General features: G+C 68.2%; 23 protein-coding genes, 1 tRNA gene and 2 pseudogenes. 8 read left to right on the plus strand and 18 right to left on the minus strand.

Translation table 11 applies throughout. The annotated features are described in order from the left end of the window. Positions 1-9: 9 nt before the first annotated feature. Both AC1RUS_RS08750 and lspA read left to right on the plus strand, forming a co-directional pair. Positions 10-996, plus strand: coding sequence for a transglutaminase family protein (locus AC1RUS_RS08750; protein WP_492915047.1), 987 nt, complete (start codon positions 10-12; stop codon positions 994-996). A 38-nt stretch (positions 997-1,034) separates the two neighbouring features. Continuing rightward, on the plus strand, positions 1,035-1,517 hold the full coding sequence (gene lspA, locus AC1RUS_RS08755) for a signal peptidase II (protein WP_492915049.1): 483 nt from the start codon (positions 1,035-1,037) through the stop codon (positions 1,515-1,517). Here the strand turns inward: lspA and AC1RUS_RS08760 are convergent. The 4 genes from AC1RUS_RS08760 to AC1RUS_RS08775 form a co-directional block, all read right to left on the minus strand. After that, positions 1,514-2,533, minus strand: a complete 1,020-nt coding sequence (locus AC1RUS_RS08760) for a sulfate/molybdate ABC transporter ATP-binding protein (protein WP_492915051.1) — start codon at positions 2,531-2,533, stop codon at positions 1,514-1,516. The two genes, lspA and AC1RUS_RS08760, sit on opposite strands and share 4 nt — an antisense overlap. Before the next feature lie 17 nt (positions 2,534-2,550). Then, the gene (cysW, locus tag AC1RUS_RS08765; RefSeq protein WP_492915054.1) at positions 2,551-3,396 is read right to left on the minus strand and encodes a sulfate ABC transporter permease subunit CysW; all 846 of its coding nucleotides are present in this window, start codon (positions 3,394-3,396) and stop codon (positions 2,551-2,553) included. Beyond that, positions 3,396-4,268: a sulfate ABC transporter permease subunit CysT gene (gene cysT, locus AC1RUS_RS08770; RefSeq protein ID WP_492915056.1), complete on the minus strand. Its 873-nt coding sequence runs from the start codon at positions 4,266-4,268 to the stop codon at positions 3,396-3,398. Before cysT ends, cysW begins: the two co-directional genes overlap by 1 nt. A 275-nt stretch (positions 4,269-4,543) precedes the next feature. Further along, positions 4,544-4,618: transfer RNA gene (locus AC1RUS_RS08775), tRNA-Lys, on the minus strand. A 143-nt stretch (positions 4,619-4,761) separates the two neighbouring features. On the opposite strand from AC1RUS_RS08775, the gene AC1RUS_RS08780 reads away from it, so the two are divergent. Beyond that, positions 4,762-5,427 carry a hypothetical protein gene (locus tag AC1RUS_RS08780; protein ID WP_492915058.1) on the plus strand — a complete coding sequence of 222 codons (666 nt, stop codon included), beginning with the start codon at positions 4,762-4,764 and terminating at the stop codon, positions 5,425-5,427. On the opposite strand, the gene tgt is transcribed toward AC1RUS_RS08780, so the two are convergent. Both tgt and queA read right to left on the minus strand, forming a co-directional pair. Next, on the minus strand, positions 5,424-6,539 hold the full coding sequence (tgt, locus tag AC1RUS_RS08785) for a tRNA guanosine(34) transglycosylase Tgt (RefSeq protein ID WP_492915310.1): 1,116 nt from the start codon (positions 6,537-6,539) through the stop codon (positions 5,424-5,426). The genes AC1RUS_RS08780 and tgt overlap by 4 nt on opposite strands. Beyond that, the gene (gene queA, locus AC1RUS_RS08790) at positions 6,536-7,627 is read right to left on the minus strand and encodes a tRNA preQ1(34) S-adenosylmethionine ribosyltransferase-isomerase QueA (RefSeq protein ID WP_492915060.1); all 1,092 of its coding nucleotides are present in this window, start codon (positions 7,625-7,627) and stop codon (positions 6,536-6,538) included. The genes tgt and queA overlap by 4 nt, the downstream gene beginning before the upstream one ends. Before the next feature lie 125 nt (positions 7,628-7,752). Between queA and AC1RUS_RS08795 the strand changes: the two genes are divergently transcribed. Continuing rightward, complete coding sequence (locus AC1RUS_RS08795) at positions 7,753-8,325, plus strand: hypothetical protein (RefSeq protein WP_492915062.1); 573 nt, start codon at positions 7,753-7,755, stop codon at positions 8,323-8,325. Positions 8,326-8,364: 39 nt separating this feature from the next. Next, positions 8,365-9,345, plus strand: a complete 981-nt coding sequence (locus tag AC1RUS_RS08800) for an endonuclease/exonuclease/phosphatase family protein (protein WP_492915064.1) — start codon at positions 8,365-8,367, stop codon at positions 9,343-9,345. A gap of 61 nt (positions 9,346-9,406) precedes the next feature. On the opposite strand, the gene AC1RUS_RS08805 is transcribed toward AC1RUS_RS08800, so the two are convergent. The 5 genes from AC1RUS_RS08805 to gyrA form a co-directional block, all read right to left on the minus strand. Beyond that, complete coding sequence (locus AC1RUS_RS08805) at positions 9,407-9,874, minus strand: peptidylprolyl isomerase (RefSeq protein WP_492915066.1); 468 nt, start codon at positions 9,872-9,874, stop codon at positions 9,407-9,409. A 91-nt stretch (positions 9,875-9,965) separates the two neighbouring features. Next, complete coding sequence (locus AC1RUS_RS08810) at positions 9,966-10,778, minus strand: peptidylprolyl isomerase (protein WP_492915312.1); 813 nt, start codon at positions 10,776-10,778, stop codon at positions 9,966-9,968. 32 nt (positions 10,779-10,810) lie between these two features. Beyond that, positions 10,811-11,650, minus strand: a complete 840-nt coding sequence (locus AC1RUS_RS08815; RefSeq protein WP_492915068.1) for a peptidylprolyl isomerase — start codon at positions 11,648-11,650, stop codon at positions 10,811-10,813. A gap of 90 nt (positions 11,651-11,740) precedes the next feature. After that, positions 11,741-12,238, minus strand: a complete 498-nt coding sequence (coaD, locus tag AC1RUS_RS08820; RefSeq protein ID WP_492915070.1) for a pantetheine-phosphate adenylyltransferase — start codon at positions 12,236-12,238, stop codon at positions 11,741-11,743. A 23-nt stretch (positions 12,239-12,261) separates the two neighbouring features. Next, positions 12,262-15,024 (minus strand): DNA gyrase subunit A, encoded by a 2,763-nt coding sequence (gyrA, locus tag AC1RUS_RS08825; protein ID WP_492915072.1) that lies wholly within the window; start codon positions 15,022-15,024, stop codon positions 12,262-12,264. Between the two features lie 123 nt (positions 15,025-15,147). Between gyrA and sodC the strand changes: the two genes are divergently transcribed. Further along, complete coding sequence (sodC, locus tag AC1RUS_RS08830; protein WP_492915074.1) at positions 15,148-15,684, plus strand: superoxide dismutase[Cu-Zn]; 537 nt, start codon at positions 15,148-15,150, stop codon at positions 15,682-15,684. Between the two features lie 634 nt (positions 15,685-16,318). On the opposite strand, the pseudogene AC1RUS_RS08835 reads toward sodC, so the two are convergent. Further along, positions 16,319-17,258 (minus strand): annotated as a pseudogene (locus AC1RUS_RS08835) (DMT family transporter). Next, complete coding sequence (locus AC1RUS_RS08840; RefSeq protein ID WP_492915076.1) at positions 17,255-18,514, minus strand: adenosylmethionine--8-amino-7-oxononanoate transaminase; 1,260 nt, start codon at positions 18,512-18,514, stop codon at positions 17,255-17,257. The pseudogene AC1RUS_RS08835 and the gene AC1RUS_RS08840 overlap by 4 nt, the downstream one beginning before the upstream one ends. A gap of 72 nt (positions 18,515-18,586) precedes the next feature. Here AC1RUS_RS08840 and bioF point away from each other — a divergent pair, with 72 nt between their 5' ends. Further along, positions 18,587-19,732, plus strand: a complete 1,146-nt coding sequence (bioF, locus tag AC1RUS_RS08845) for an 8-amino-7-oxononanoate synthase (protein ID WP_492915078.1) — start codon at positions 18,587-18,589, stop codon at positions 19,730-19,732. After that, on the plus strand, positions 19,729-20,397 hold the full coding sequence (bioD, locus tag AC1RUS_RS08850; RefSeq protein WP_492915080.1) for a dethiobiotin synthase: 669 nt from the start codon (positions 19,729-19,731) through the stop codon (positions 20,395-20,397). The genes bioF and bioD overlap by 4 nt, the downstream gene beginning before the upstream one ends. Here bioD and AC1RUS_RS08855 read toward each other — a convergent pair. The 5 genes and pseudogenes from AC1RUS_RS08855 to AC1RUS_RS08875 form a co-directional block, all read right to left on the minus strand. Next, a pseudogene (locus AC1RUS_RS08855) lies at positions 20,388-21,811 on the minus strand (alpha/beta hydrolase). The gene bioD and the pseudogene AC1RUS_RS08855 sit on opposite strands and share 10 nt — an antisense overlap. An 84-nt stretch (positions 21,812-21,895) precedes the next feature. Further along, positions 21,896-22,804, minus strand: coding sequence for a hypothetical protein (locus tag AC1RUS_RS08860; protein WP_492915082.1), 909 nt, complete (start codon positions 22,802-22,804; stop codon positions 21,896-21,898). A 150-nt stretch (positions 22,805-22,954) separates the two neighbouring features. Beyond that, complete coding sequence (gene ssb / locus AC1RUS_RS08865; protein ID WP_492915314.1) at positions 22,955-23,455, minus strand: single-stranded DNA-binding protein; 501 nt, start codon at positions 23,453-23,455, stop codon at positions 22,955-22,957. A gap of 134 nt (positions 23,456-23,589) precedes the next feature. Further along, the gene (locus AC1RUS_RS08870; protein WP_492915084.1) at positions 23,590-23,985 is read right to left on the minus strand and encodes a hypothetical protein; all 396 of its coding nucleotides are present in this window, start codon (positions 23,983-23,985) and stop codon (positions 23,590-23,592) included. A 14-nt stretch (positions 23,986-23,999) separates the two neighbouring features. After that, positions 24,000-24,680 carry a hypothetical protein gene (locus tag AC1RUS_RS08875; protein WP_492915086.1) on the minus strand — a complete coding sequence of 227 codons (681 nt, stop codon included), beginning with the start codon at positions 24,678-24,680 and terminating at the stop codon, positions 24,000-24,002. Positions 24,681-24,707 lie beyond the last annotated feature (27 nt).

Here is a 24,707-nt window from a genome sequence, read left to right on the forward strand (position 1 = left end):
GTAAACAGCGTGCTTCTCGAGATCCGCCACGTCACCCAGTACCACTACGAGCGCTCCGTCCGCGAAAGCATCATGGAGCTGTGGATGCAGCCCCAGAAGACCGCCCGCCAGCGACTGGTCAGCTTCGAGCTGGAGATCGAGCCGGCGGTGCAGGTGTTCTCCTACGCCGACAGCTTCGGCAACGCCGTCTATCACTTCGACGTGCCGCACCCGCACGACAAGCTGACCATCGTCGCCCGCTCGGCGGTCGAGACCGAGTCGCCGGGCGAGCGTCCCGACCATCTGGATATGGGCGAATGGGACCGCCTGCGCAGCGAGTTCGTGCGCGGCGAGTGCTTCGACTTCCTGCGGCCGCACGGCTTCGTCCAGACGACCGACGCGCTCAAGCAGTTCATCGCCGCTCACGACCTGGAGGACCTGCGCCGCAAGGATCCGCTGACGGCCATACGCGTGCTGTCGGAGACCATCTACCAGGCGTTCGAGTATCAGCCCGGCGTCACCGACGCCGACAGCCCCATCGACCAGGCGCTGAACGCCGGACGCGGGGTCTGCCAGGACTTCGCCCACATCATGCTGGCCGTGTGCCGCTCGTGGGGCCTGCCGGCCCGCTATGTGTCGGGTTACCTCTTCACCGACCGCGACGCGGGCGACCGCTCGGACCCCGACGCCACCCACGCCTGGGTGGAGGTGTTCCTGCCCAGCCTGCGCTGGGTGGGCTTCGACCCGACCAACAACATGATGACCGGCGAGCGCCACGTGGCCGTGGCCGTCGGCCGCGACTATGCCGACGTCACCCCGTCCCGCGGCGTCTACAAGGGCGACAGCGACAGCGAGCTGGCCGTGGGCGTCTCGGTGCGCCGGGCCCGCGCGGCCCTGGCCGAACCCGAGTTCCTGCGCATGGCCCGCCCCAGCTTCGCCGGCGGCCGTCGTCGTCCGAACAACGAAGCGGCGCTGCGCCAGGATCTGCATCAGCAGCAACAACAGCAGCAGCAATAAGGGCCTCCTACCGCTGGCCGGACCCGCTATGGTTCAGCATGGAACGCAAGCTCAAGGTCAGCGCGCTGCTCGTGGCGCTCTTCGCCATCGCGGTTGATCAGTCCACGAAATGGTGGGCGCTGACGGTGTTGGGTCAGGCCGGGGGTCATCGGACGCTGCCCGGACCGATCGACCTGACGCTCAGCCTGAACGAAAGCAACGCGTTCGGCCTGACGCCCGTGATCGGCGACGCGACCCGCTGGTTCCTGATGTCGGCCAACCTCATCGTCGCCGCCGTGATCCTCTACTGGATCGTGGCCAAGTCGTTGCGGCCGCTGACACGTTTTGGGCTGGCCCTGATCCTGGCGGGCGCCGTCGGTAACGCCCTGGACCGGATCTTTGTCGGCGCTGTCGTCGACTTCCTCGACGCGACCAAGATCGGCTTCGTGTGGATCTTCAACGTCGCCGACGCCTCGGTGGACGTGGGCATCGGCCTGCTGTTGCTGAGCGCCTACCGTAGCGAGCGACGCACTGCGGCCTAGCCTGCGAAAACGTGCGCCTTGCGCGCAGAGAGCTTCACCGCCCCCGTGAACGCGTCCGCCTGATCCCGCGCCACGGTGACCTCGATCCGAGCCCCGTCGGGTGTGACGCCATCAACCAGGGCCAGCGGCCCCTGGATGTGGACGCGGTTGACCCGCACCTCGAAACCGCCGGCGTCCAGCACCAGGTCGTGCGGTCGCACGAAGCCCACGGCCTTGCCGTCGGCCACGCCCTGAGCCGGCAGGCTCACCGCGCCCGAGGTGAAGCGACCGCCGGAAACGACGCCCTCGAACCGATTGGCCTCGCCCACGAAGCCGCAGACGAACGGCGAGACCGGCTTGTCGTGCACCTGGGCCGGCGTGCCGACCTGTTCGATGCGGCCCTGGTTGAGGATGGCCACGCGGTCGGCGAGGTCCAGGGCCTCTTCCTGATCGTGGGTGACGAAGATGGTGGTGACGCCTGTGGCGTCGTGCACGCGGCGCAGCTCCTTGCGCAGCGACTTGCGGACGGTGGCGTCCAGCGCGCCGAACGGCTCGTCCAGCAGCAGCACGCTGGGCTGCACGGCCAGGGCGCGCGACAGCGCCACCCGCTGGCGCTGGCCGCCCGACAGCTGCGAGGGATAGCGCTTGCCCAGGCCGTCCAGCTCGACCAGCTTCAACAGCTCGTCGACCCGCTTGGTGATCTCGGCCTTGGACGGCTTGTCCTTGCCCTTGCGGACGTCCAGGCCGAACGCGATGTTCTTGGCCACGGTCATGTGCTTGAACAGCGCATATTGCTGGAACACGAAGCCCACGCGGCGCGCCGCGGCCGAGGCGAAGGTGACGTCCTGGTCGTGGAACAGCACCTGGCCGGCGTCGGGGAATTCCAGGCCGGCGATCACGCGCAGCAGCGTCGTCTTGCCCGAGCCCGAGGGGCCCAGCAGCGCCAGCAGTTCGCCGTCGGCGATCTCGAGGTCGACCTTGTCGAGCGCCGGATAGCGGCCGAACTGCTTTTCGACGGAACGGATGGAGATGGTCATGAGGTCTGTCGTTCCGATCAGTGGCCGGCGCGCCGGCGCGAGCCGGGCTGGGCGACTTCAAGCGCGGTCTTGAGAATGAGGGTGACCACGGCGAGCAGGCAGAGCAAGGCCGCGACGGCGAAGGCGCCGACGAAGTCGTACTCGTTGTAGAGGATCTCGACATGCAGCGGCATGGTGTTGGTCAGGCCGCGGATGTGGCCGCTGACCACCGACACGGCGCCGAACTCGCCCATGGCGCGGGCGTTGCACAGCAGAACGCCATACAGCAGGCCCCAGCGCACGTTCGGGGCGGTCACCCGCCAGAAGGTGTAGAGGCCCGAGGCGCCCATCGACACGGCCGCCTCCTCCTCGCTGACGCCCTGCTCCTGCATCAGCGGGATCAGCTCGCGGGCGATGAATGGGAAGGTCACGAAGATGGTCGCCAGCACGATGCCGGGCGTGGCGAAGATGATCTTCAGGTCGTGGTCGATCAGCCGCTCGCCGAACCAGCCCTGCAGTCCGAACACCAGCACATAGATCAGGCCCGCCACCACGGGCGAGACCGAGAACGGCAGGTCGATCAGGGTGATCAGCAGGCTCTTGCCCGGGAAGTCGTGCTTGGCCACCGCCCAGGCGGCGCAGAGGCCGAAGACGACGTTGAACGGGACGGTGATCGCGGCGGTGATCAGGGTGAGCTTCACGGCCGCCACCGCGTCGGGATTGGCGATGGCGTCCAGCGCCGGCTGCAGCCCCTTGCGCAAGGCCTCGGCGAACACCGCCACCAGCGGCAGCACCAGGACCAGGCCCAGGAACGCCATGACGACGCCGACGATCAGGACCTTGGCCCAGACGGGATCGTCGGTGGAAAGACGCGGACCGGCCATCAGACGAACCTTCTCGACCAGGCCTGGACGGCGTTGATCACCAGCAGCATCAGGAACGACACGGCCAGCATGACCACGGCGATGGCGGCGGCGTGGGCGTATTCGAACTGCTCCAGCTGGATGATGATCAGCAGCGGCGCGATCTCGGACTTGTAGGGCATGTTGCCGGCGATGAAGATCACCGAGCCGTACTCGCCAACGCCTCGGGCGAAGGCCAGGGCGAAGCCGGTCAGCCAGGACGGGCCGAGCGCCGGCAGCACGATGCGGGCGATGGTGGCGATGCGCCCGGCGCCCAGGCTGGCGGCGGCCTCCTCGACGTCGTCGGACAGGTCGCGCAGCACCGGCTCGATGGTGCGCACCACGAACGGCAGGCCGATGAAGATCAGGGCGATGGTGACGCCCACCGGGTTGTAGGCGGCCTTGATGCCCAGGGGGGTCAGGAACTGGCCCACCCAGCCATTGGGCGAATAGAGGGTGGCCAGGGCGATGCCGGCCACGGCGGTCGGCAGGGCGAACGGCAGGTCGACCAGGGCGTTGAGCAGCGTCTTGCCCGGGAACTCGTAGCGCACCAGGGCCCAGGCGGTCAGCACGCCGAACACGCCGTTCACCGCAGCGGCGACGAAGGCGGCTCCGAAGGTCAGGCGATAAGCCGCCATGGCCCGCTCGGAGAAAGCCACGGCCACGAACTGCGACGGCGACAGCTGGGCGGCCTTCAGGGCCACGGCCGACAGCGGGATCAGCACGATCAGCGACAGGATCGTCAGGGTGACGCCAAGGGTGATCGAGAAACCGGGAATGGCCGAGCGGCGGCGGAATAGGGGTCTGCGCGCCTTGGGTCCGGGTCGGATCGCGGCGGCGGTCTCGGCGGTCATGGTCTGATCGTCGTCCTGGTTCCGGCGAAGTCCGGGTGGGGAACGCGCGCCGGTCCCGAGCGGGTCCATGGCGGCGTCAAGCTAGGCAGCTTAAATCCCCACCGCGCCAGTGGGGTCAATTGAGAATTCCGAGGCGAGGCTCCCAGAAAAACTCACCGCGCGCCAGGACGGCCAGGGAACACCATCGTCCAAGGTGACGTTTGGCCTGCAGACAGGAAATGGTTTTCGTCCTCGCTCGAGGACCGGAGAAAGCCACACTGTACGGATAGGTGAATTGGTAGGCCGGGTGGGGTTCGAACCCACGACCATTCGATTAAAAGTCGAATGCTCTACCACTGAGCTACCGGCCCGCTCACGACGCGGCGACGCCGGTGGAAGCGGCGCGGAACATAGTCGGGGGCTGTGCGAGCCGCAAGCGGGCTTTCGCGGGTTATCCCCGATGACGGCGACGCTTTTGGTGAGATAAGGGTGTTGAATGCGCGGACTGTTGATCATGGCCCTGGTTTTTCCGCTCTCGCTGGCGAGCGCGACGGTCCATGCGCAACAGACGCCGCCGCCTCCCCCGCCCGATTCGGAGAAGATTCAGACGACCTCGGACGCCAATCGCGACGGAATCTCCGGCGCGGTCAGCGCGCCGCTGCGCGACGTCAACATCGTCCGCACCAAGATCCCGCCCGCCCTGATCGAGGCGATGAAGGACCCCTACGCCCGCCCTTCCCGCTCCAACTGCGATACGCTGATCGCGCTGGTCCGGCCGCTCGACGCCGCCCTGGGCGAGGACATCGACCAGCATCCGCCCGAGGAGAACGAGGACCTGATGGATCGGGGCCGCAAGGCCGCCGGCGTCGCTGCACTGGGGGCCGTGGCCAGCGCCGCTCAGGACATGATCCCGATGCGCGGTTGGGTGCGCAAGCTGAGCGGGGCCGAGCGCCATGACCGGCTGGTCCAGAGCGCCATCACCTCGGGCAACGTCCGCCGAGCCTATCTGAAGGGCCTGGGCGAGGCGCGCGGCTGCAATCCGCCGGCCACGCCGCAGCACAAGCCGCCCGAGCCGATCCCGGTGGTCGATCCGGGCATGCCGCCGCCGGTCGATCCCAACGGCCCCAAGCGCCCGCGCTTCCCGATCGTCCAGACGCCGCCGGCGCCCAAGCCGAACTAGCCGCCGACGTGGCGCGCGGCGAAATCGCGGCGAAACTGCTCGAACCGCCCCTCGGCGATCGCCTCGCGCATGGCCGCCGTCAGCGCCTGGAAGAAGGCGATGTTGTGCCAGGACAGCAGCACCTGACCCAGGATTTCCTCGGCCTTGAAGAGGTGGCGCAGATAGGCCTTCGAGTAGTCACGGCTGGCCGGGCAGTCGCTGGCCGGGTCCAGCGGCGTGTCGTCCTCGGCGTACTTGGCGTTCTTGATGTTGATCGCGCCGTCCCAGGTCCAGGCCTGACCGTGTCGGCCTGAACGCGTCGGCAGCACGCAGTCGAACATGTCGACGCCGCGATGGACGGCTTCCACCAGATCGATCGGCTTGCCCACGCCCATCAGGTAGCGCGGCTTGTCGGCAGGCAGCAGGCCCGGCGCATAGTCCAGCACCTCGCACATCGCCTGGTGCCCCTCGCCCACCGCCAAGCCGCCGATGGCATAGCCGTCGAACCCGATGTCCTGCAGGCGCTCTGAAGACTCGCGGCGCAGGGTCTCGAAAGTCGAGCCCTGCTGGATCCCGAACAGCACTTGGGCGTCGCGCGTCCCGAACGCCGCCTTGGAGCGCGCGCCCCAGCGGGCCGACAGCTCCATACCCTCGCGGGCCCGCTTCTCCTCGGCCGGCCAGGCGACGCACTCGTCCAGCTGCATGACGATGTCGCTGCCCAGCAGGTCGGCCTGGATCTCCATCGACCGCTCGGGGCTCAGCACGTGCTTGGAGCCGTCGATATGGCTGGCGAAGGTGACGGCTTCCTCGGTGACCTTGCTGATCCCCGAGAGCGACATCACCTGGAAGCCGCCGCTGTCGGTCAGGATCGGCTTGTCCCAGCGCATGAACTTGTGAAGTCCGCCCAGGCGCTTCACCCGCTCGGCCGTGGGCCGCAGCATCAGGTGGTAGGTGTTGCCCAGGATGATGTCGGCGCCGGTGTCCTTGACCTGGTCGACGGTCATGGCCTTGACGGTCGCGGCCGTGCCCACCGGCATGAAGGCCGGCGTGCGGATGTCGCCGCGCGGGGTCTTCAGCACGCCGGTGCGGGCCTTGCCGTCGGTGGCGGAAATCTCGAAGGGGAACGCCATCAGCGGCTCTCGTTGGGGTCGGCGGGAAACAGCAGCGAGCTGTCGCCATAGGAATAGAAGCGATAGCCCGTGGCGATGGCCCGCTCATAGGCGTCGCGCATGGTCTTCTGGCCGGCGAAGGCGCTGACCAGCATGAACAGGGTCGACTTGGGCAGGTGGAAGTTGGTCATCAGCACGTCGGCGGCGCGGAAGCGGTAGCCGGGGGTGATGAAGATGGCGGTCTCGTCGGCGAACGGCCGGATGACGCGATCCTCCCCCGTGGCGCTTTCCAGCAGGCGCAGGGACGTGGTGCCGACGCAGACGATCCGTCCGCCGGCCGCGCGCACGGCGTTCAGGGCGTCCGCGATCTCTGCGGTCACCTCGCCATATTCGGCGTGCATCCTGTGCTCGGAGACCTCGTCGGTCTTGACCGGCAGGAAGGTGCCGGCCCCGACGTGCAGGGTGACGAAGTGCAGCGAAACGCCCCTCGCCTTCAGCGCCTCCAGCAAGTCGGGCGTGAAGTGCAGGCCGGCGGTGGGCGCCGCCACCGAGCCGTCCTCGCGAGCGTAGACGGTCTGGTAGTCGGCGCGATCGCGCTCGTCCTCCGCCCGCTTGGCGGCGATATAGGGCGGCAGCGGCATGTCGCCGTGCCGGGCGACGCCGATGTCCAGATCGGGTCCGGACAGGTCGAAGGCCAGCAGCACCTCGCCGCCGTCGTGCTTTTCCAGGATCGTGGCGTCCAGCCGATGTTCGTCCGAGCCGAAGGCCACGCGATCACCGACCTTCAGCCGCTTGCCCGGACGCATGAAGGCCTTCCAGCGATCAGGCGCGACGCGGCGATGCAGGGTGGCCTCGACCGGCACCGGCGATCCGTCGCCGCCCCCGGTGGTGCGGGCGTCGCGCAGGCCGGCCAGCCGCGCCGGGATCACCCGCGTGTCGTTGAACACCAGGGCGTCGCCGGGACGCAGGAAATCGGGCAGCTCGCGAACGACATGGTCGGCGAGGTCCTGGCCGGGTCGCACCACCAGCAGGCGCGCGGAATCACGCGGCTCGGCCGGGCGCAGGGCGATGTTGTCGTCGGGCAGGACGAAATCGAAGTCGGAAAGGCGCATGGGGCGGCTTCAAGGACACGGGGCGGCCCGCAGGTCAAGACACACCGCCCGCGCGAGCGCGATGGACAACGCCGTTCGGACAGGACCAACGTGCCTCAAGAACAAGTCTCGGGGGGAAGACCGCCATGAAACGCCTGGTCGCGCTGATCGCACCGCCGCTGTTGCTGCTTTCCGCCTGCGACGGCAAGCCGACGGCCCCGCCCAAGACCCCGGTCGCCGCCACGCCGGCCGAGGTCGCGTTCCAGCACGATCCGAAACTGGACGTCTTCGGCTATTATCTCACCCAGACGCCGGTGAAGTCGGGCGACTGGGTCCTGACGTCGATGAACCTGGGCTCGCCCAGCGACTTCGCGTCGTGGGAAGACGGCAAGCGTCCCGCCAATTTCGGCCCGTTCTTCCTGGAGTTCGAGGACGTCACCAGCCCCACGGCCGAAAACGAACTGGGTCAGGTCTACCACACCGTCAGCTTCCGCCTGATGCCCGACCGCTACAAGGTCGGCGCCGGCCAGGTCACGTTCCACGCTACCGATCCGCGCGTCGGCGAGGTGGTGTTCTCTGGCGGCTTCGACCTGCCGGCGCTGAAGGCGGCCAAGGCGGGCGGGCCCGGCGGCGAGACCAGGACGGTGCTGATGGGCCAATTGCAGGTCGGCGCCGAACGCCTACGCAACATCGGCTTCTTCTATTTCGCTGGCGACTGAGGTCATTTTCCGGAAGCTTTGACATGCTATGGGCAGGACATGGATCTGCTCCTTCGCCTCCTGAGTCTGATGTTCCGCGGCACCGCGCTGATGCTCGGCCTCGTCGGGGCGGCGGTGGCCTTGGCCTGTCTCGGCGGTGCGTTCAGCGATCGACTGGACGGCTTCACCCACTTCGCGCCCCTATGGGCCGGGATGGGCATCGCAGCCGCGCTCATGGGCGGGATCTTTGCTCGTGGCGACGAACGCAAGGCGATGGTGGCCCTTGGCCTGATCGCGATCGTCAGCTGCATGGTCCTGATGGGCCCTGACCTGCTCGCCGCGGCGGGTTCACGGCGCCTGCCTCCCAAGCCGGACGACCTGAAGGTCATTCAATTCAACGTCTGGCATGACAACCGGACGCCCGAAAAGACCACCCGCTGGCTGCTCGCCCAAGACGCCGATGTGGTCATCCTCGTCGAAGGCGGTGGTCGGACCTGGCCGGTGGTCCAGGCGCTGAAAGCCTATTATCCGTTCAACGTCTCCTGCGCCGGCAAGCGGTCCTGCGACACCTACATCTTCAGCAAGAAGCGCATGATCGCCCGCGCCGGCCTGTACGAGGAAGGCCGCGAGCTGCCTGGCGCCTGGGCCACACTCGCCGATCCCAAGGGGCCCTTCACCGTCGCCGGCGTCCACTATGTCTGGCCCGTGCCGGCGGGTCCGCAGCAGCAGCAGAGCAAGCGGATGACCGACGCCATCGCCCGCTTCGACAAGACCACCACCATCGTTACTGGCGATTTCAACTCCACGCCCTGGTCGTTCACGATGAAGCGCCAGGACAAGGCCTTCGGCCTGGAGCGACGCACCCGCGCCCTCGCCTCCTGGCCATCGGGTAAGTTCTCCCGCCTGGCCAACGCGCCGGCGCCCTTCCTGCCGATCGACCAAGTCTATGCGGGCAAGGCCTGGAAGACCGTCAGCGTCGAGCGCGGCCCCGCCCTCGGCTCGGATCACCGCCCGGTCATCGTCAAGTTGAGGCGGGACTAGCGCAAAGAAAAAACGGCCCCGGATCGCTCCGGGGCCGTTCTCGTATTCAGCTCAAGCCGTATCAGGCGTCGGCGGCGATCTTGGCGCTGACGATCTTGCCCGGTTCGCGCGGCGGCTCGCCCTTGGGCAGCGCGTCGACATGTTCCATGCCTTCGGTCACCTGGCCCCACACGGTGTACTGGCCGTCGAGGAAGGTGGCGTCGTCGAAGACGATGAAGAACTGGCTGTTGGCCGAGTTCGGATCGGGCGTGCGGGCCATCGAGCAGACGCCGCGCACGTGCGGCTCTTTGGAGAACTCGGCCTTGATGTCGGGCTTGTCGCTGCCGCCGCGGCCGGTGCCGGACGGATCGCCGCCCTGGGCCATGAAGCCCGGGATCACGCGGTGGAACACCACGCCGTCGTAGAAGCCCTCGCGGACCAGTTCCTTGATGCGGTCCACGTGGCCAGGAGCCAGGTCGGGGCGCAACTGGATCGTGACCGGCCCGCTTTCGAGGGTCAGGATCAGGGTGTTTTCGAGGTCGGCCGCCATGGTCATCCCTTGGATGTCAAAAGGTGATGGCGCTTCTAGCGCGCTTTCCCCCTGCCTGTGAACCTGCGCTCACCCGGAAATGGAGACGCGGTCAGTCGATCTCGACGGGAATCTGCAGGTCGCAGACCGAAAAGTCCGCGCCCTTGGCCGCGCGCTGGCGACGGATCTCCGCCGCGAACCACGGCCCCTTGGGATCGATGACCCGGATTTTCGGACGCTCGGCCTCGGGGATGTCGGACAGCAGGCGCACCTTTTCCATCTTGTCCTGCGGCGCGGCCACCGGCTCGCCGGTCTTGATGGCGCGCACGGCGTCGAGACCGCTGATCACCCGGCCGAACGCGGTGTAGCGCTTGTCCAGCGACGGATAGGGCTGGCGCATCAGGAAGAACTGGCTGTTGGCCGAGTTGTTGTCGTCGTCGCGGGCCATGCCGATCACGCCCGGGCAGTAGGTGCCCCAGGCCGAGACCTTCCCGTCGGTGGTGACCTCATGCCAGGACCAGTTCTGGCTGACCACCGGGAACGAGCCGATCAGCCCCACCTCCAACCCCGCCGGCGCGGCGGCGGCCACGAACGGCGTCTCGGCCGTGCGGCGGAAGGTGAACTCGGCCTTCAGGTTGGGCTTGTCGGTCCCGCCGTCGCCGGTGTCCTTGGGATCGCCGGTCTGGGCCATGAAGCGGTCGATGACCCGGAAGAAGGTGCGGCCGTCATAGACGCCGGCCTTGGTCAGTTCCTGCAGCCGCGCCACGTGACCGGGCGCGACCAGCGGCAAGAGCTCGACCAGCACCCGGCCCTTGTTGGTGTCGATCACCATCACGGTGTCGAGAGCCGGCGTGCGCCAGTCCGCCGCCGTCGGCTTGGGAACCACGGGAGCCGCCGCGAAGGCCGGCCCCGTCAGGGCGGCCATGCTCAGGGCCAGGGCGACAGCGCGCGTTTGGATCATTTCACCTGCACCGGAATGTCGACATCGCAATTGACGAAGCTGGGGCCAACCTCGGTCCGGCGCTTGGCGACCAAGGCGGCGAAGGCCGCGCCGCGGGTGTCCATCACCTGGATCGTCGGGCGCTTGTCGGCCGGCAGATCGGCCAGCAGCCGGACGGTGACCATCTTGTCCTGCGGGTCGGTCGGCGGCTCGCCCACCTTGATGGCCCGCACCACCTCCAGGCCCGACAGCACCCGGCCGAACGCGGTGTAGGTCTTGTCCAGCGACGGGTAGTGCTGGCGCATGAAGAAGAACTGGCTGTTGGCGCTGTCGGGATCGTTGGCGCGCGCCATGCCCAGCACGCCCTGGCAGAAGTTGCCATAGGCCGCCAGCTTGTGGTCGGCGGTCATCACCGCCAGGGCGGCGGGCTGGCTGGTCACCGGCAGGGCGCCGACGAAGCCGGTCTCGGTGTTGCCGACCTTGGCCGACGCGCCCAGCGGCAGGTCCAGGCCGCGACGGAAGGTGAACTCGGCCTTCAGGTCGGGCTTGTCGCTGCCGCCGGTGCCGGTGTTCTGCGGGTCGCCGGTCTGGGCCATGAAGCTGTCGATGACCCGGAAGAAGGTCAGGCCGTCGTAGAAGTTGGCGTGGACCAGTTCGCGGATGCGCTCGACGTGGGCCGGCGCGGCCTCGGGATTGAGCTCGGCGATGATCCGGCCCTTGTTGGTCTCGACGACAATGACGTTCTGGGGATCGGGCGTGCGCCAGTCACCAGCCGCCGGCGTCTGCCCCCAGGCGATGGGGGCGGCGGCGGCCGTGGCGAGCAGAGCCAGGGCGGCGGCGGAAAAGGCGAGCTTCATAAACGTCCCCGAACAGAAAGATCAGGCGGGGTAGAACGACCACGCCCCCGCGACAAGTCCGACGTGTTGAAGCTTAGGAATGAGACAGCTTCACGGCGAGGGCTTGCGAACCTTGTCCAGCAGCAAACCGGCCACGCCCGGCGGCACGAACTTGGAGATGTCGCCGCCCAGGGCCGCGATCTCCTTGACCAGCTTGGAGGCGATCGCCTGGTGCCGAGGGTCGGCCATCAGGAACACCGTCTCGATCTCGCGATCCAGCTGCTGGTTCATGGCCGTCATCTGGAATTCGTATTCGAAGTCGGCCACGGCCCGCAGGCCGCGCACGATCATCTGGGCGTTCACGTCCCGGGCGAAGTGCATCAGCAGGCTGTCGAACGGCCGCACCTCGATCTGGGCGATCTTGGTCAAGTGCGCGGTTTCCCGCTCGAGGATCGACACCCGCTCGTCCAGCGAGAACAACGGCCCCTTGCCGATGTTCATCGCCACGCCGATCACCAGCTTGTCCACCAGCTTTACGGCTCGACCGATGATGTCGAGATGGCCGTTGGTGACCGGATCAAACGTTCCGGGATAAAGGCCGACCCTCATGCAACCCCCTGCCTGCCGGCGCCTTACGGGGTCTCGTCCGCCCCGCTTGCGTCGCCCTGATCGTCGGCCTCGCCGCCACCGGCGTCGGCCAACCGCTCCACGCTCACGACATGCTCGTCCTTCGCGGTGCGGAAGACGGTTACGCCCTGAGTATTCCGCGCTGCAACACGAATTTGCGCGACGGGGCAACGTATCAATTGTCCAGCGTCTGTCACCAACAGGATTTCGTCGCTGTCCTCGACCGGGAACGAGGCCGCCAGACGGCCGCCGCGCTTGGTCAGGTCCTGAGCAGTCAGGCCCTGCCCGCCCCGGCCGGTGCGGCGATAATCATAGGCGCTGGTGCGTTTGCCGAAGCCTTCAGACGACACGGTGAGGATGAACTCCTCGGCCGCGCCCAGCTCGGCGATGCGTTCCGGCGTCAGGCTGGCCTCACCGACCTCCTCGTCGGTCTCCTCCGGCGCCGGGGCGTCGTCGCCCTCTTCGCCGGTGGCGGCGCGCAGCATGGCGCGCGAGTGCTTCAGATAGGCCGCGCGCTCGGCCGGCGTGGCGTCGACGCCGCGCAGGATGGCCATCGAGATCACGCTGTCGCCCTCGGCCAGGCGCACGCCGCGCACGCCGGTCGAATCACGGCTGGCGAACACCCGCACCTCGTCGGCCGAGAAGCGGATGCAGCGGCCCACGGCCGTGGTCAGCAGGATGTCGTTCTCGGCGCCGCAGACGCCGACCCCGACGATGCCGTCGCCTTCGTCCAGCTTCATGGCGATCTTGCCGTTGCGGCGCACGTCCACGAAGTCGCTGAGCTTGTTGCGACGCACGCTGCCCGAGCGGGTCGAGAACATCACGTCCAGGCCGCCCCAGGTGGCCTCGTCCTCCGGCAGGGTCAGGATCGAGGTGATCGTTTCGCCCGGCTCGATCGGCAGCAGGTTCACGAACGCCTTGCCGCGCGAGTTGGCGGCGCCCAGCGGCAGCCTCCAGACCTTCAGCTTGTAGACCTTGCCGCCCGAGGTGAAGAACAGCAGCGGCGCGTGGGTCGAGGCCGAGAACACGCGGGTGACCGCGTCTTCCGTCTTCGTCGCCATGCCCGACTTGCCTTTGCCGCCCCGGTGCTGGGTGCGGTAGTTGGCCAGCGGCGTGCGCTTGACGTAGCCGCCCATGGTCACGGTGATGACCATGTCCTCGCGGACGATCAGGTCTTCGTCTTCCACGTCGGCGTCGCCGTCGACGATCTGGCAGCGGCGCGGCACGGCGAACTTCTCGCGCACCTCGACCAGCTCCTCGCGGACCACGGCCATGATGTTGGCGCGGTCCGACAGCAGCTCCAGGAAGCCGCGGATGGCTTCGGCCAGGGCCTGGGCCTCATTGCCGATTTCCTCGCGGCCCAGGCCGGTCAGACGCGACAGGGTCAGGGCCAGGATGGCGCGGGCCTGCTCGTCGGTCAGGCGGATCAGGTCGCCGCCCTCCTGGAGCGTGCGCGGATCGGCGATCAGCTCGACCAGAGGCAGCATGTCGCCGGCCGGCCAGGCCTTGGCCACCAGACGCTCGCGCGCCTCGGCCGGGTCCTTGGACGAGCGGATGATGTGGATGAACTCGTCGATATTGGCGACGGCGATGGTCAGGCCAACCAGGACGTGGCCGCGATCGCGCGCCTTGCCCAGCTCGAACTTGGTGCGCCGGACCACGACCTCCTCGCGGAATTTCACGAAGATGTCGATCAGCTGGTGCAGGCCCATCTGCTCGGGGCGCTTGCGGTTCAGGGCCAGCATGTTGACGCCGAACGAACTTTGCAGAGCCGTGAAGCGGTACAGCTGGTTGAGGATCACGTCGCCCGAGGCGTCACGCTTCAGCTCGACCACGATGCGCATGCCGTCGCGGTTGGACTCGTCGCGGATGTCGCTGACGCCCTCGATCTTCTTGTCACGCACCAGCTCGGCGATGTGCTCGACCAGGGTGGCCTTGTTCACCTGGAACGGAATGGCGGTGATGATGATGGCTTCGCGGCCGGCGCGGATCTCTTCCACCGTCGCCAGACCGCGCATGATCACCGAGCCGCGGCCGGTCAGCAGCGCCTGACGCGGACCGCTGCGGCCGATGATCTCGCCGCCGGTCGGGAAGTCGGGGCCAGGCACGATGTCGAGCAGGGCTTCGGTGCCGATCTCCGGATCGTCGATCAGCGCCAGACAGGCGTCGATGACCTCGCCCAGATTGTGCGGCGGGATGTTGGTGGCCATGCCGACGGCGATGCCGCCCGCGCCGTTGACCAGCAGGTTCGGAATCCGCGACGGCAGGACCGTCGGCTCCTGTTCCTTGCCGTCGTAATTGTCCTGGAAGTCGACCGTGTCCTTGTCCAGATCGGCCAGCAGGGACAGCGCCGGGGGCGCCATCCGACATTCCGTGTACCGCATGGCGGCGGGCATATCGCCGTCGACCGAGCCGAAGTTGCCCTGGCCGTCGATCAGGATCAGGCCCATCGAGAACGACTGGGTCATCCGCACCAGGGTGAAGTAGATCGAGGCGTCGCCGTGCGGGTGATACTTACCCATCACGTCACCGACCACGCGGGCCGACTTCACATAGGCGCGGTCGGGCGTATGGCCTTGTTCGTGCATCGAAAACAGCACGCGGCGGTGAACAGGCTTCAGACCATCGCGCGCGTCCGGCAGGGCGCGGCTGACGATCACGCTCATCGCGTAGTCGAGATACGAACGACGCAGTTCGTCCTCGATAAAGATCGGGGCGATATCCCCTCGCGGCCCTTCGGGAGGGGTAGTGATTTGATCGTCGCTCAAGGGGATTTTTCGCCGTCAGAATCGAACACGGAACTGTCTAAAACTGTTAGCATTCCCCCAGGGTCGGCGCCACCTTTCCGGGATAGGCGAGGCCCTCGTCCGCTTGTTTTTGAAGGATTTCCCATGCGCTCACACCTCGCCGCGACCGCCCTCGCGATCGCCAGCCTCGCCTGTGTCGGCGTCGCTTCCGCCCAGGCGGCCGACGCCCAGACCGCGACCGCCGAGATCAAGGCCGGCGACGGCAAGGTGCTGGGAACCGCCACCCTGACCGAAGCGCCGCACGGCGTGCTGCTACGCGTCGAGGCCAAGGGCCTGACCCCGGGCTGGCACGGCCTGCACTTCCACGAGAAGGGCGACTGCGGCGCGCCGGACTTCAAGTCGGCCGGCGCCCACGTCCACACCACAACCGCCGTGGTCCACGGCCTGCTGAACCCGGCCGGCAACGACAACGGCGACCTGCCCAACCTGTTCGCCGGCGCCGACGGCTCGGCCACGGCCGAGTTCTATTCGCCTCTGGTCTCGCTGAAGGGCGCCGGCGGCCGGCCCGCCCTGCTCGACGCCGACGGCTCGACCATCGTCGTCCACGCCAGCCCCGACGACTACAAGACCCAGCCCATCGGCGGCGCCGGCGCGCGCACCGCGTGCGGCGTGGTGAAGTAAGGGTCCGTCGGGCCGAAGCACGGGGATAGAGCCCGCTCTATCCCCGATGTTCGCCAGGTCGAACGTCGTGAAATCAAAGACTTGTAGCTTTCTCGCATCGCGCTTTCCGATGCGCCGCAAACCACCCGCATACTCAATCCCACCTGACGGCACGGGAAGGGCGTCCGGCCGGCGACTGAGGCGGCTGTCAGGGGTGATCGCGCGGGAGCGAGGATGGGGGACGTAAACCCATCCATCGGGGATCGGCCAAGGTCCCCGCCCGTCCGAAGGTCCGCTCCGGATCCCTCCGGAATCGACGTGGCTTGCAGCCCCAGGGCTGGGTCCGTCGCGAGGCAGGGGAAGTCCGGGTGGGGCAAAGGGTTGAATCAGACCCGCGCGCCCCGGCCAGAGGGAAAACGGTCACGCGGAGCGGACGGCTTCGTCGAAACGGTACTCATCTAACTCACATCCGGACGTCGTCCGGACGCTCCGCGCCTTCCCATCACCATCGCAGCGAAAGCGCGAGGTTGCGAGCCCGTGAGGACCCCCTCAGTCGCTCCGCGACAGCTCCCCCAAGGGGGGAGCATCTAGCGCGGCGTAGATCCTCCCCCTTTGGGGGAGGTGGCCCAGAGGGCCGGAGGGGGTCCTCCACGGACTAAACCGTCTCCCCCGCCATCGCCTCCGCCTTCACCGCCCGCTTCTCGGTCAACGCCACTAGCGCCACCCCGACCATGGTCGCGGCCCCGCCGATCACCAGCTGCGGCGACAATCGATCGCCCATGAACAGGATGCCGATCGTGCACGAGACCAGCGGGGTCAGCAGGAAGTACGGCGTCACCCGGCCCGCCTCGCGCCGCTGCACCAGCCAGAACAGCAAGGCGCTGGCCCCGATGGTCGAAACCACGCCGGCAAAGGCCACGCAGGCCCAGGCGATGGCCGGCGCCGTGGTCACCCGCTCGACCACCCGAGGCTCGAAGGCGAACGACAGGGCGATCAGGGCTGGGGCGGCGATCACGGCGGTCATGCCCTGCATCTTCAGCGGCTTCACGCCCGGCGTCTGGCGCACCAGGATCGTGGCCACGGCCCAGCAGGCGCTGGACAGCACGATCAGGCCCGTGGCCGGCAGATCCTGGGCGCCGTGCGGGTCAAGGCTCATCCAGGCCACGCCGACGAAGGCGATGACCAGGCCGATCACCGCCGCCGGGCGCATGGTCTCGCCCAGCATCTTCCAGGCCGCGACGGCCGTGAACGGGATCCACAGCTGGCTGGCCACCACCAGCGGACTCAGCGACTTTCCCATGCCGAACGCCACATAGATCAGGCCAAAATGGATCGGCCCCGACAGCAGCATGATGCCGATCAGCTTCTTCGGCTGCGGGAACGGCGGCTTGATGAAGGGAAACAGGAACAGCAGCGCCAGGGCGAACCGCAGTCCGCCCACCATCATCGGCGGCAGATAGGCCGTGGCCACCTTGGCGGCGGCGTTGTTCAGACCCCAGGTCAGGATGATCGCCAGGATGGCGAGACGTTCCAGACCGGTCAGGGGCGAATTGGCGGGCATGGCCGCTTGGACCAGACCCGGCCTTTCGGGTCAATCGACGCCGACGACCTTGCGGACAGCCCGTGTCAGCAGCGCCAGGTCGGCGTCCGGCGTCGTGAAGGCTGGCGTCAGATAGATGACCTTGCCCATCGGCCGGATCCAGACGCCCTCCTCCGCGAACCGGGCGCACAGGTCGCCGACCGCCACAGCTCCCTCGAACTCCACCACGCCGATCGCGCCCAGCACCCGCACATCGACCACGCCCGAGGCCTTGCGGCAGCGCTCCAGTCCCTCACTCAACGCCCGCGAAACCCGTGCGACGTCGGCCTTCCACGATCCGTCCTCGAACAGGTCCAGCGACGCATTGGCCGCCGCGCAAGCCAGCGGATTGGCCATATAGGTCGGGCCGTGCATCAGAGCCGCGCCGGGATCGTCGGACAGGAAGGCCGCGAACACCTGGGTCGAGGCCACCGCGGCCGACAGCGGCAGGGTCCCGCCGGTCAGGGCCTTGGACAGGGTGACGATGTCGGGCTCGATCCCCGCCGCCTGCATGGCGAACATCGCTCCGGTGCGGCCAAAGCCGGTGAAGATCTCGTCGAAGATCAGCAGCACGCCATGGGCGTCGGCCAGGCGGCGCAGAGCCCGCAGCGTGTCGGGGCCGTGCAGCAGCATGCCGCCCGCACCCTGCACCAGGGGCTCGACCAGGATGGCGGCGATCTCCCCGCCCCGCTCGGCGAGCAGCGCGTCCAGCGACGCTTCGCCCTCGGCGTCGCGCGGCAGGTCGGCAATGACCTGGGCCGGCATGACGCCCGAGAACAGGCTGTGCATGCCCTCCTCCGGATCGCAGACCGTCATCGTCGCCAGGGTGTCGCCATGATAGCCGCCACGGAACGACAGGAACTTGGTCCGCCCCGAAACGCCGCGATTGATGTGAAACTGCAGGGCCATCTTCATCGCGATCTCGACCGCCACCGAGCCCGACTCGGCGAAGAAGGCATGGTTCAGGTCGCCGGGCAGCAGATCGGCCAACCGCTTGGCCAGGCGATAGGCCGGCTCGTGCGCCAGCCCGCCGAACATCACATGCGGCATCCGCTCGATCTGGTCCCGCAGAGCCTCAGCGATATGCGGATGATTATAGCCGTGACAGGCCGTCCACCACGAGGCCAGGCCGTCGACCAGCTCGCGTCCATCGGCCAGCACCAGCCGCGAGCCGTGGGTCGCCACCACCGGCAGCGGCGGGCGAGCGGTCTTCATCTGGCAATAGGGCCGCCAGACATGGGGCGCGCCGGCGCTCATCCAATCGGGGGTCATGGCGATCCTGCGTTGCGTCTAAAGGGCGCCTTGCCTATGCCCTGCGCCCTAGCTTCGCAAACGGGAAACAGCATGCAGAGCCTCGACGCCTTCGCCGGCGACAAGCTGGCCGCCCTCGACGCCAGGAGCCTGCGCCGCACGCTGAAGCCGACCCGCCGCCTGGAAGGCGCAGTCGTCGAGCGCGACGGCCGGCGGCTGATCTCGTTTTCCTGCAACGACTATCTGGACCTGTCGCACCACCCCGCCGTCCGCGCCGCCGCCGCCGAAGCCGCCCTGAACTACGGGGCCGGCGCGGCAGCTTCGCGGCTGGTCACTGGCGACCATCCGCTGCTGGGCGACCTGGAAAAGCGCCTGGCGCGGCTGAAGGGCACGGAAGCCGCCTGCGTGTTCGGCTCGGGCTATCTGGCCAATACCGGCGTCATTCCCACCTTCGCGGGGCCGGGCGACCTGATCCTGGTCGACGAACTGGCCCATGCCTGCATCTGGGCCGGCGCCAAGCTGTCGGGCGCCAAGACCCTCGCCTTCAAGCACAACGACCTCGCCGACCTGGAACGCCTGTTGAAGGCCGAACGCCCCTCGGCCCGCCACGCCCTGGTCGCCACCGACGGCGTGTTCTCGATGGATGGCGACATCGCCCCGCTGGACCGGCTCTCGACCCTGTGCGCCGAGCACAACGCCTGGCTGCTGTCGGACGACGCCCACGGGGTCGGCGTGCTGGCCGAGGGCCGAGGCTCGGCGGCGCTGTTCCCGGACGCCGACATCCCGCTGCAGATGGGCACCCTGTCCAAGGCGCTGGGCTCCTATGGCGGCTATCTCTGCGGCTCGCAGGCGGTGATCGACCTGCTGAAGACGCGGGCCCGCACCGTCGTCTACGCCACCGGCCTGCCGCCCGCCTCGGCCGCCGCCGCCCTGGCCTCGCTGGACATCATCGAGAGCCAGCCGGCCCTGACCGCCCTGCCCCTAGCCAAGGCCCGCGCCTTCACCGACGCCCTGGGCCTGCCGCCGGCCCAGAGCCCGATCGTGCCGGTGATCATCGGCACGGCCGACGCCGCGCTGGCCGCCTCGGCCAAGCTGGAGACCGAGGGCTTCCTGGTCGTCGCCATCCGCCCGCCGACGGTGCCCGAAGGCACCGCCCGCCTGCGCATCGCCTTCAGCGCCGCCCACACCGACGCCGACGTGATGCAGCTAGCCGATCTGGTCCGAGGCCTCATCACATGAAGAGCCTGTTCGTCGCCGGGACCGGCACCGACATCGGCAAGACCCACGTCGCCTGCGCCCTGATCCAGACCGTCCGGGCGCGCGGCCTCACCGTCGACGCCTTCAAGCCCGTGGTCAGCGGTTTCGATCCCGCCGATCCAGGCTCTAGCGATCCCGGCCGGCTGGCCGTGGCATTGGGCGAGCCGGACGCCCTGCCCCGCATCTCGCCCCGCCGCTATCTCGCGCCGCTGGCTCCGAACCTGGCCGCGCGGCTGGAGGGAGAGACTCTGAGCCTGGACGACCTGACGGCCGATTGCCGGGACCGCCTGGCGCGCCCCGATCACGACCTGCTGCTGATCGAAGGCGCCGGCGGGGTGATGTCGCCCTTGACCGACACGGCCACCAATCTCGACCTGATGGTCGCCCTCGACCTGCCGATCCTGCTGGTCGCCGGTTCCTATCTCGGCACGGTCAGCCACGTCCTGACGGCGCTGGAGGTCATCCGCGCCAGAGGCCTGACCGTCGCCGCCATGGTGATGAGCGAGAGCCAGGACGCGCCCGACCTCATCCAGACCGCCGACATGCTGCGGGCTTTCGAGACCCGCGCGCCGCTGGTCCTCGGGCCCCGCGCCGAAACCTGGGACGCGACGGCGCTGGCCGACACGCTGCTCGCGCCTCAATCGTAGACGAAGGTCATCGGCTGGTCGGCGGCGGGCAGGCAGGTGCGGTCGACCGGCTTGCTCGGGTCCTGGAAGAAAGCCCGGACCATCTTGCGGGCGCAGGGGCTGCGGCTGGTCACGCCATGGGTGGCGTTGGTGACGATAACCACCTGGCTTCCCGCATAGCCCTTGGCGGCGGCGCGGGTCAGGTCGGGCGGACAGCCCGGATCAATCTCGGCGGCCAGGAACAGGGTCGGGATGCTGGTCTTGACCGGCTTCTGCTCGCTGGGCACGGGCGGGCCGACGTCGATCTTCCTGCACATGTCGTGCATGCGCTGCATCGAGACCACCATCAGCCGGGCCACCGGATCCTTGCCCGCGCCCTTGGCCACCGCCGCCCGCGACTCGAACGGCAGCTCCTCCTTGCAGAGATGGGTCATGAACTGGCCCTCGCGATAGTAATCGCGAGCCCCCACGAACTCCTCGACCGGCCCGACATCGCCCTGGATGATCTTCCACAGGTCGCGCGGCAGATAGGCGGCGTTGAAATAGCTGGCGTCCATCAGGTAGCCGCCCAGATCGTCGGCCGTATAGACCTTGCCGCCGATCGTCTGGGGACCGGCCAGCCAGCGTTCGGCCACCAGGGAAAGCTTGGCCTTCAGATCCGGATAGCGCTTGGCGCACTCGGCCACGACCGCGCACTTGGCCATAACGATGTCGATCGAGCCGACACCATCTCCGGCCCGCCCACCGTCCAGTCGGCCTCGGGCGGCCAGGGCGAGTCCTGGACCACGGCTCGCACGCCCTGCGGCGCGTTGGCCTGGATGGCGGCCTCGATCCGCGTGCCGTACGAGCCGCCGAACAGGTCGATCCTGTCCAGCTTCAGCGCCCGGCGCAGGTCCTGGACGTCACGGGCCACCTCGATGGCGTTGTAGCGTGACAGGTCCACGCCCTGGGCCTTGAAAGCCTTCAGGCAGGCGACGATGCCGTCGGCGTCCTTGTCGGATGGCGGCCCCGCGTCGGTCAGATGGGTCCCGGGGCAGTCCAGCGACGGATCACTCAGCCCGCCGCCGCGCTGATCGATGAAGATCCAGTCCTGATCGACCGCCACATACTCCTTGGCCGCCGGGCGCTGCATCAGGCGCGGCACATTGGCGACCGCCGCGCCGCCTGGACCGCCGTGCAGGAAGATCACCGGCGGCAGCCCCGCCTTGAGTTCTGAGGCGCGGACGATGGCCACGGCGACGCTGATCCGGCGACTGCCGGCCTTGCCGCGCGCCTCGTCGACGATCAGGTCGCCGCAGTCGACCTTCTGGGCGATGCTCTTGAAATCGCTGGCGCAGGCCTTGGGCTTGAACTCGGGAGCCGCAGCTTGGGCGCTTGCGCCGAACGCCAGAACGGTCAGCGCGCCGACGGCGGCGATCCAGGATGAGGGCGACATCGGCGTTCCTTGCTTGAACGGGCATCAAGACCGAGCCGGCCTCGCGCCGCAAGTCCGGCCACGTCGCGATCCACAGGCCCGTCGCTAGCGCTCAAGCTCCTCGGCCATGACCGTGGCGATCTTGCCCAACTGGTTCATGCCGAACGCGGTGTCGCGGACCTTATAGACCCCGCGCAGATAGGCCATGTCCATTGGGGTAAGCCTTTGCGCCGTGTTGTCGCGTGTGGCTCCCGGCGCAAAGAGGTTCAATATCGTGTCCTGGCCGGGCATTTCGATATCCGGCTTCATGTCGGTGAGCGCCGCCAGGGCGATATAGTCCGCCAAGGCGCCCACCGCGACGCCGTTGGCCTGGCCGGCGTCTACGACGATCAGCGAACCTCGGATAACGCTGCGGGTGGCCGGCAGCATCCGCGTGTTCTCCATCCGGACGATCGCCGGGCCATCGACGGCTCCGGCGACCGGCGAGGTCGCCGTCGCGGGCACGACAACCACGCTGTGCCACCAGCGAACGGGCCGGTCATTGTCGAGGAACCGATTGATCTGGGTCGGCGAGGCCGGCGAGAAGCTGATCTTGTGCAGGCGATGCGCCCGTTTCAGCATGGTATCGGGCTCACCCGAGAACAGCACCAGCAGGTTGGGCTGGCACGTCCTGGTCTCGAACTTAACCCCGACCGTCTCGCCGACCTGGCGCAGGCGCGAGGCGACATAGGTATTTACCTCGGCCGGGGCGCCGACAACATAGGGGCACAGCTTGTTGGGCCGCCGCGCCACCTGCCCGTCCGACGACAGGGCCGAGACGCCTTTCACGTAGGTCAGCAGGCGCTTGCGGTTGGCGGCCCGAACAGTCACGGGATCGATCGCCGCTTGCCCTTCAAGCGCCGCCGGCGGCGGGGCCTGGACGGACGCGGGCGAAGCCGACACCGTCTGAGCGAACGCCGAAGGGGCGCCGGACAGCACGCCTATGCCGGCCAGGATCGAAACCAATCGCTTCATGACGCACCCCACAGTCGCTTTTGGCGAACGCGTCAGGTAAACACGAGCCTGAGACAACCTCAAGTCGCAGCGATGCGCGCTAAGTCCGGCATGAAAAAGGGCGACGCCCCTCCGGCCGCCGCCCCTTTCAATTCGACAAACGGGCCGGCTCTAGAACGGGATTTCGTCATCCAAATCGGCCGAAAAGCTCTCGCGGGGACCGCTGGGCTGGCTGCGCGGCGCGCCGCCGCCGTAACCGCCGCCACCGCCGCTGGAATAGCCGTCATCGCCGCCGCCCGAGGACATGCCGGCGCTGTCGCCGCGACCGCCCAGCATGGTCAGTTCGCCGCGGAACTTCTGAAGCACGATCTCGGTGGAGTACTTCTCGGCGCCGGTGTTATCGGTCCACTTGCGGGTCTGGATCGCGCCCTCGATGTAGACGGTCGAGCCCTTGCGCAGGTACTGCTCGGCGACCTTCACCAGATTGTCGTTGAAGATCACGACCCGGTGCCATTCGGTCTTTTCCTTGCGCTCGCCCGAGGTGCGGTCGCGCCAGCTTTCCGACGTGGCGATGCGCAGGTTGGCGACGCGGTCACCGGAACCCAGGCTGCGGATCTCGGGATCGGCCCCGAGGTTGCCCACCAGAATGACCTTGTTGACGCTGCCCGCCATCGCTTCGACCTTGTTCACGCCCGGCGACCCATGCGCCGGAATCTGATCAAGACGTTAACGGAGCGCTCCGGTCAACGCAATTTTGTTCTCAATACGTTCTTGTGGACCGAGCGCGATTTGTGCGGACCGATGTTCTACTGGCTGGGCGCTTGTCGCACCGCGCCAGGGACCGCCAGGCGGCCGTCGCCGGTACGCACCAGCGACATGAAGCGCGCGCCTTCATAGGTCTGACCCAGGAAGATCCCCTCCTTCTCGAGGAAGATGAAACTGCCCTGGTAGGACCCCGTCAGGGTGCGGTTGGGGCTGCCCATGCGCACGAAACGGATGCGCATGCCTTCCAGCGTCGCGGCGCATTGCTCCATCGACTCGACGTTCCGCGCCACGGGGTTGAAGCGCAGGGTCTTGTCCTTGTTGGTGGCCACGTGGAAGCAGACGCCCTTCTCGAAGGGGGCCTTGGTCTGCTTCTCGCAGGCCGTGAGGGCCAGGCCGGCGGCCGCGACGGAGACGGCGATCAGGATCGGACGACGCATGGGCGGCACTCGGCTTAACCGGCGGCCGGGATCGAGCAGTTCGGTCCCTGGTCGATCACGGCGTGGAAGGAACGATTGTCGGAAGAGGCTTCGACGCGACCCGGCACCAGGCGCAGGGTTTCCTCGCCCCAGCGGCCATAGGTGGCGCCGCCCGGCTTCTCGCAGCGTCCGGCGAAAAGGGTCTGGGCGCAGGCGTTCAAGGTGATGTCGCCGGGCAGGCGACGCCACTCTCCGCCGGCGTAGCGCCAGCAGGCCGCCAGCGGCGCGTTGGACACCGTCTGCGACGGCGACGGCGCGGGACCGGGCGAAACATTGGCGGGCGCAGGAACGACAGTGGTCGGCGGCGGCAGCGGGGTCAGCACCGTGCCGGCCTGATCGGCCGCGGCCAGGGCGCCCGTCTCGTCCACGCCGACATCGAGCGCGCCGGTGGCGACGCCGTTCTTCTTGGCGCATTCGGCCAAGGTCGTCTCGCCCATGAACTGGCCGCCGACGAAGCAGCGCAGCGGACGGGCGGGGTCCAGCTTGGTGTCGTCGGCTCGGCCGGTCTCGACGATCAGGCCCGCGCGCGAGGCCGGAGGCGGTTCGGTCTGCTTGCCGCCCCCGCTTAGCAGCGCGATGGCAATGCCAAGGCCCGCGAGAAGCGCCAGCGCGGCGCCGCCCGCCAGAAGGACCCGTCGATCTTTCAGAAATTCCATGACCACTGGCTACGACGCGAAGATGAC

The sequence above is a fragment of the Caulobacter sp. GW821-FHT10F06 genome, from assembly GCF_058809215.1.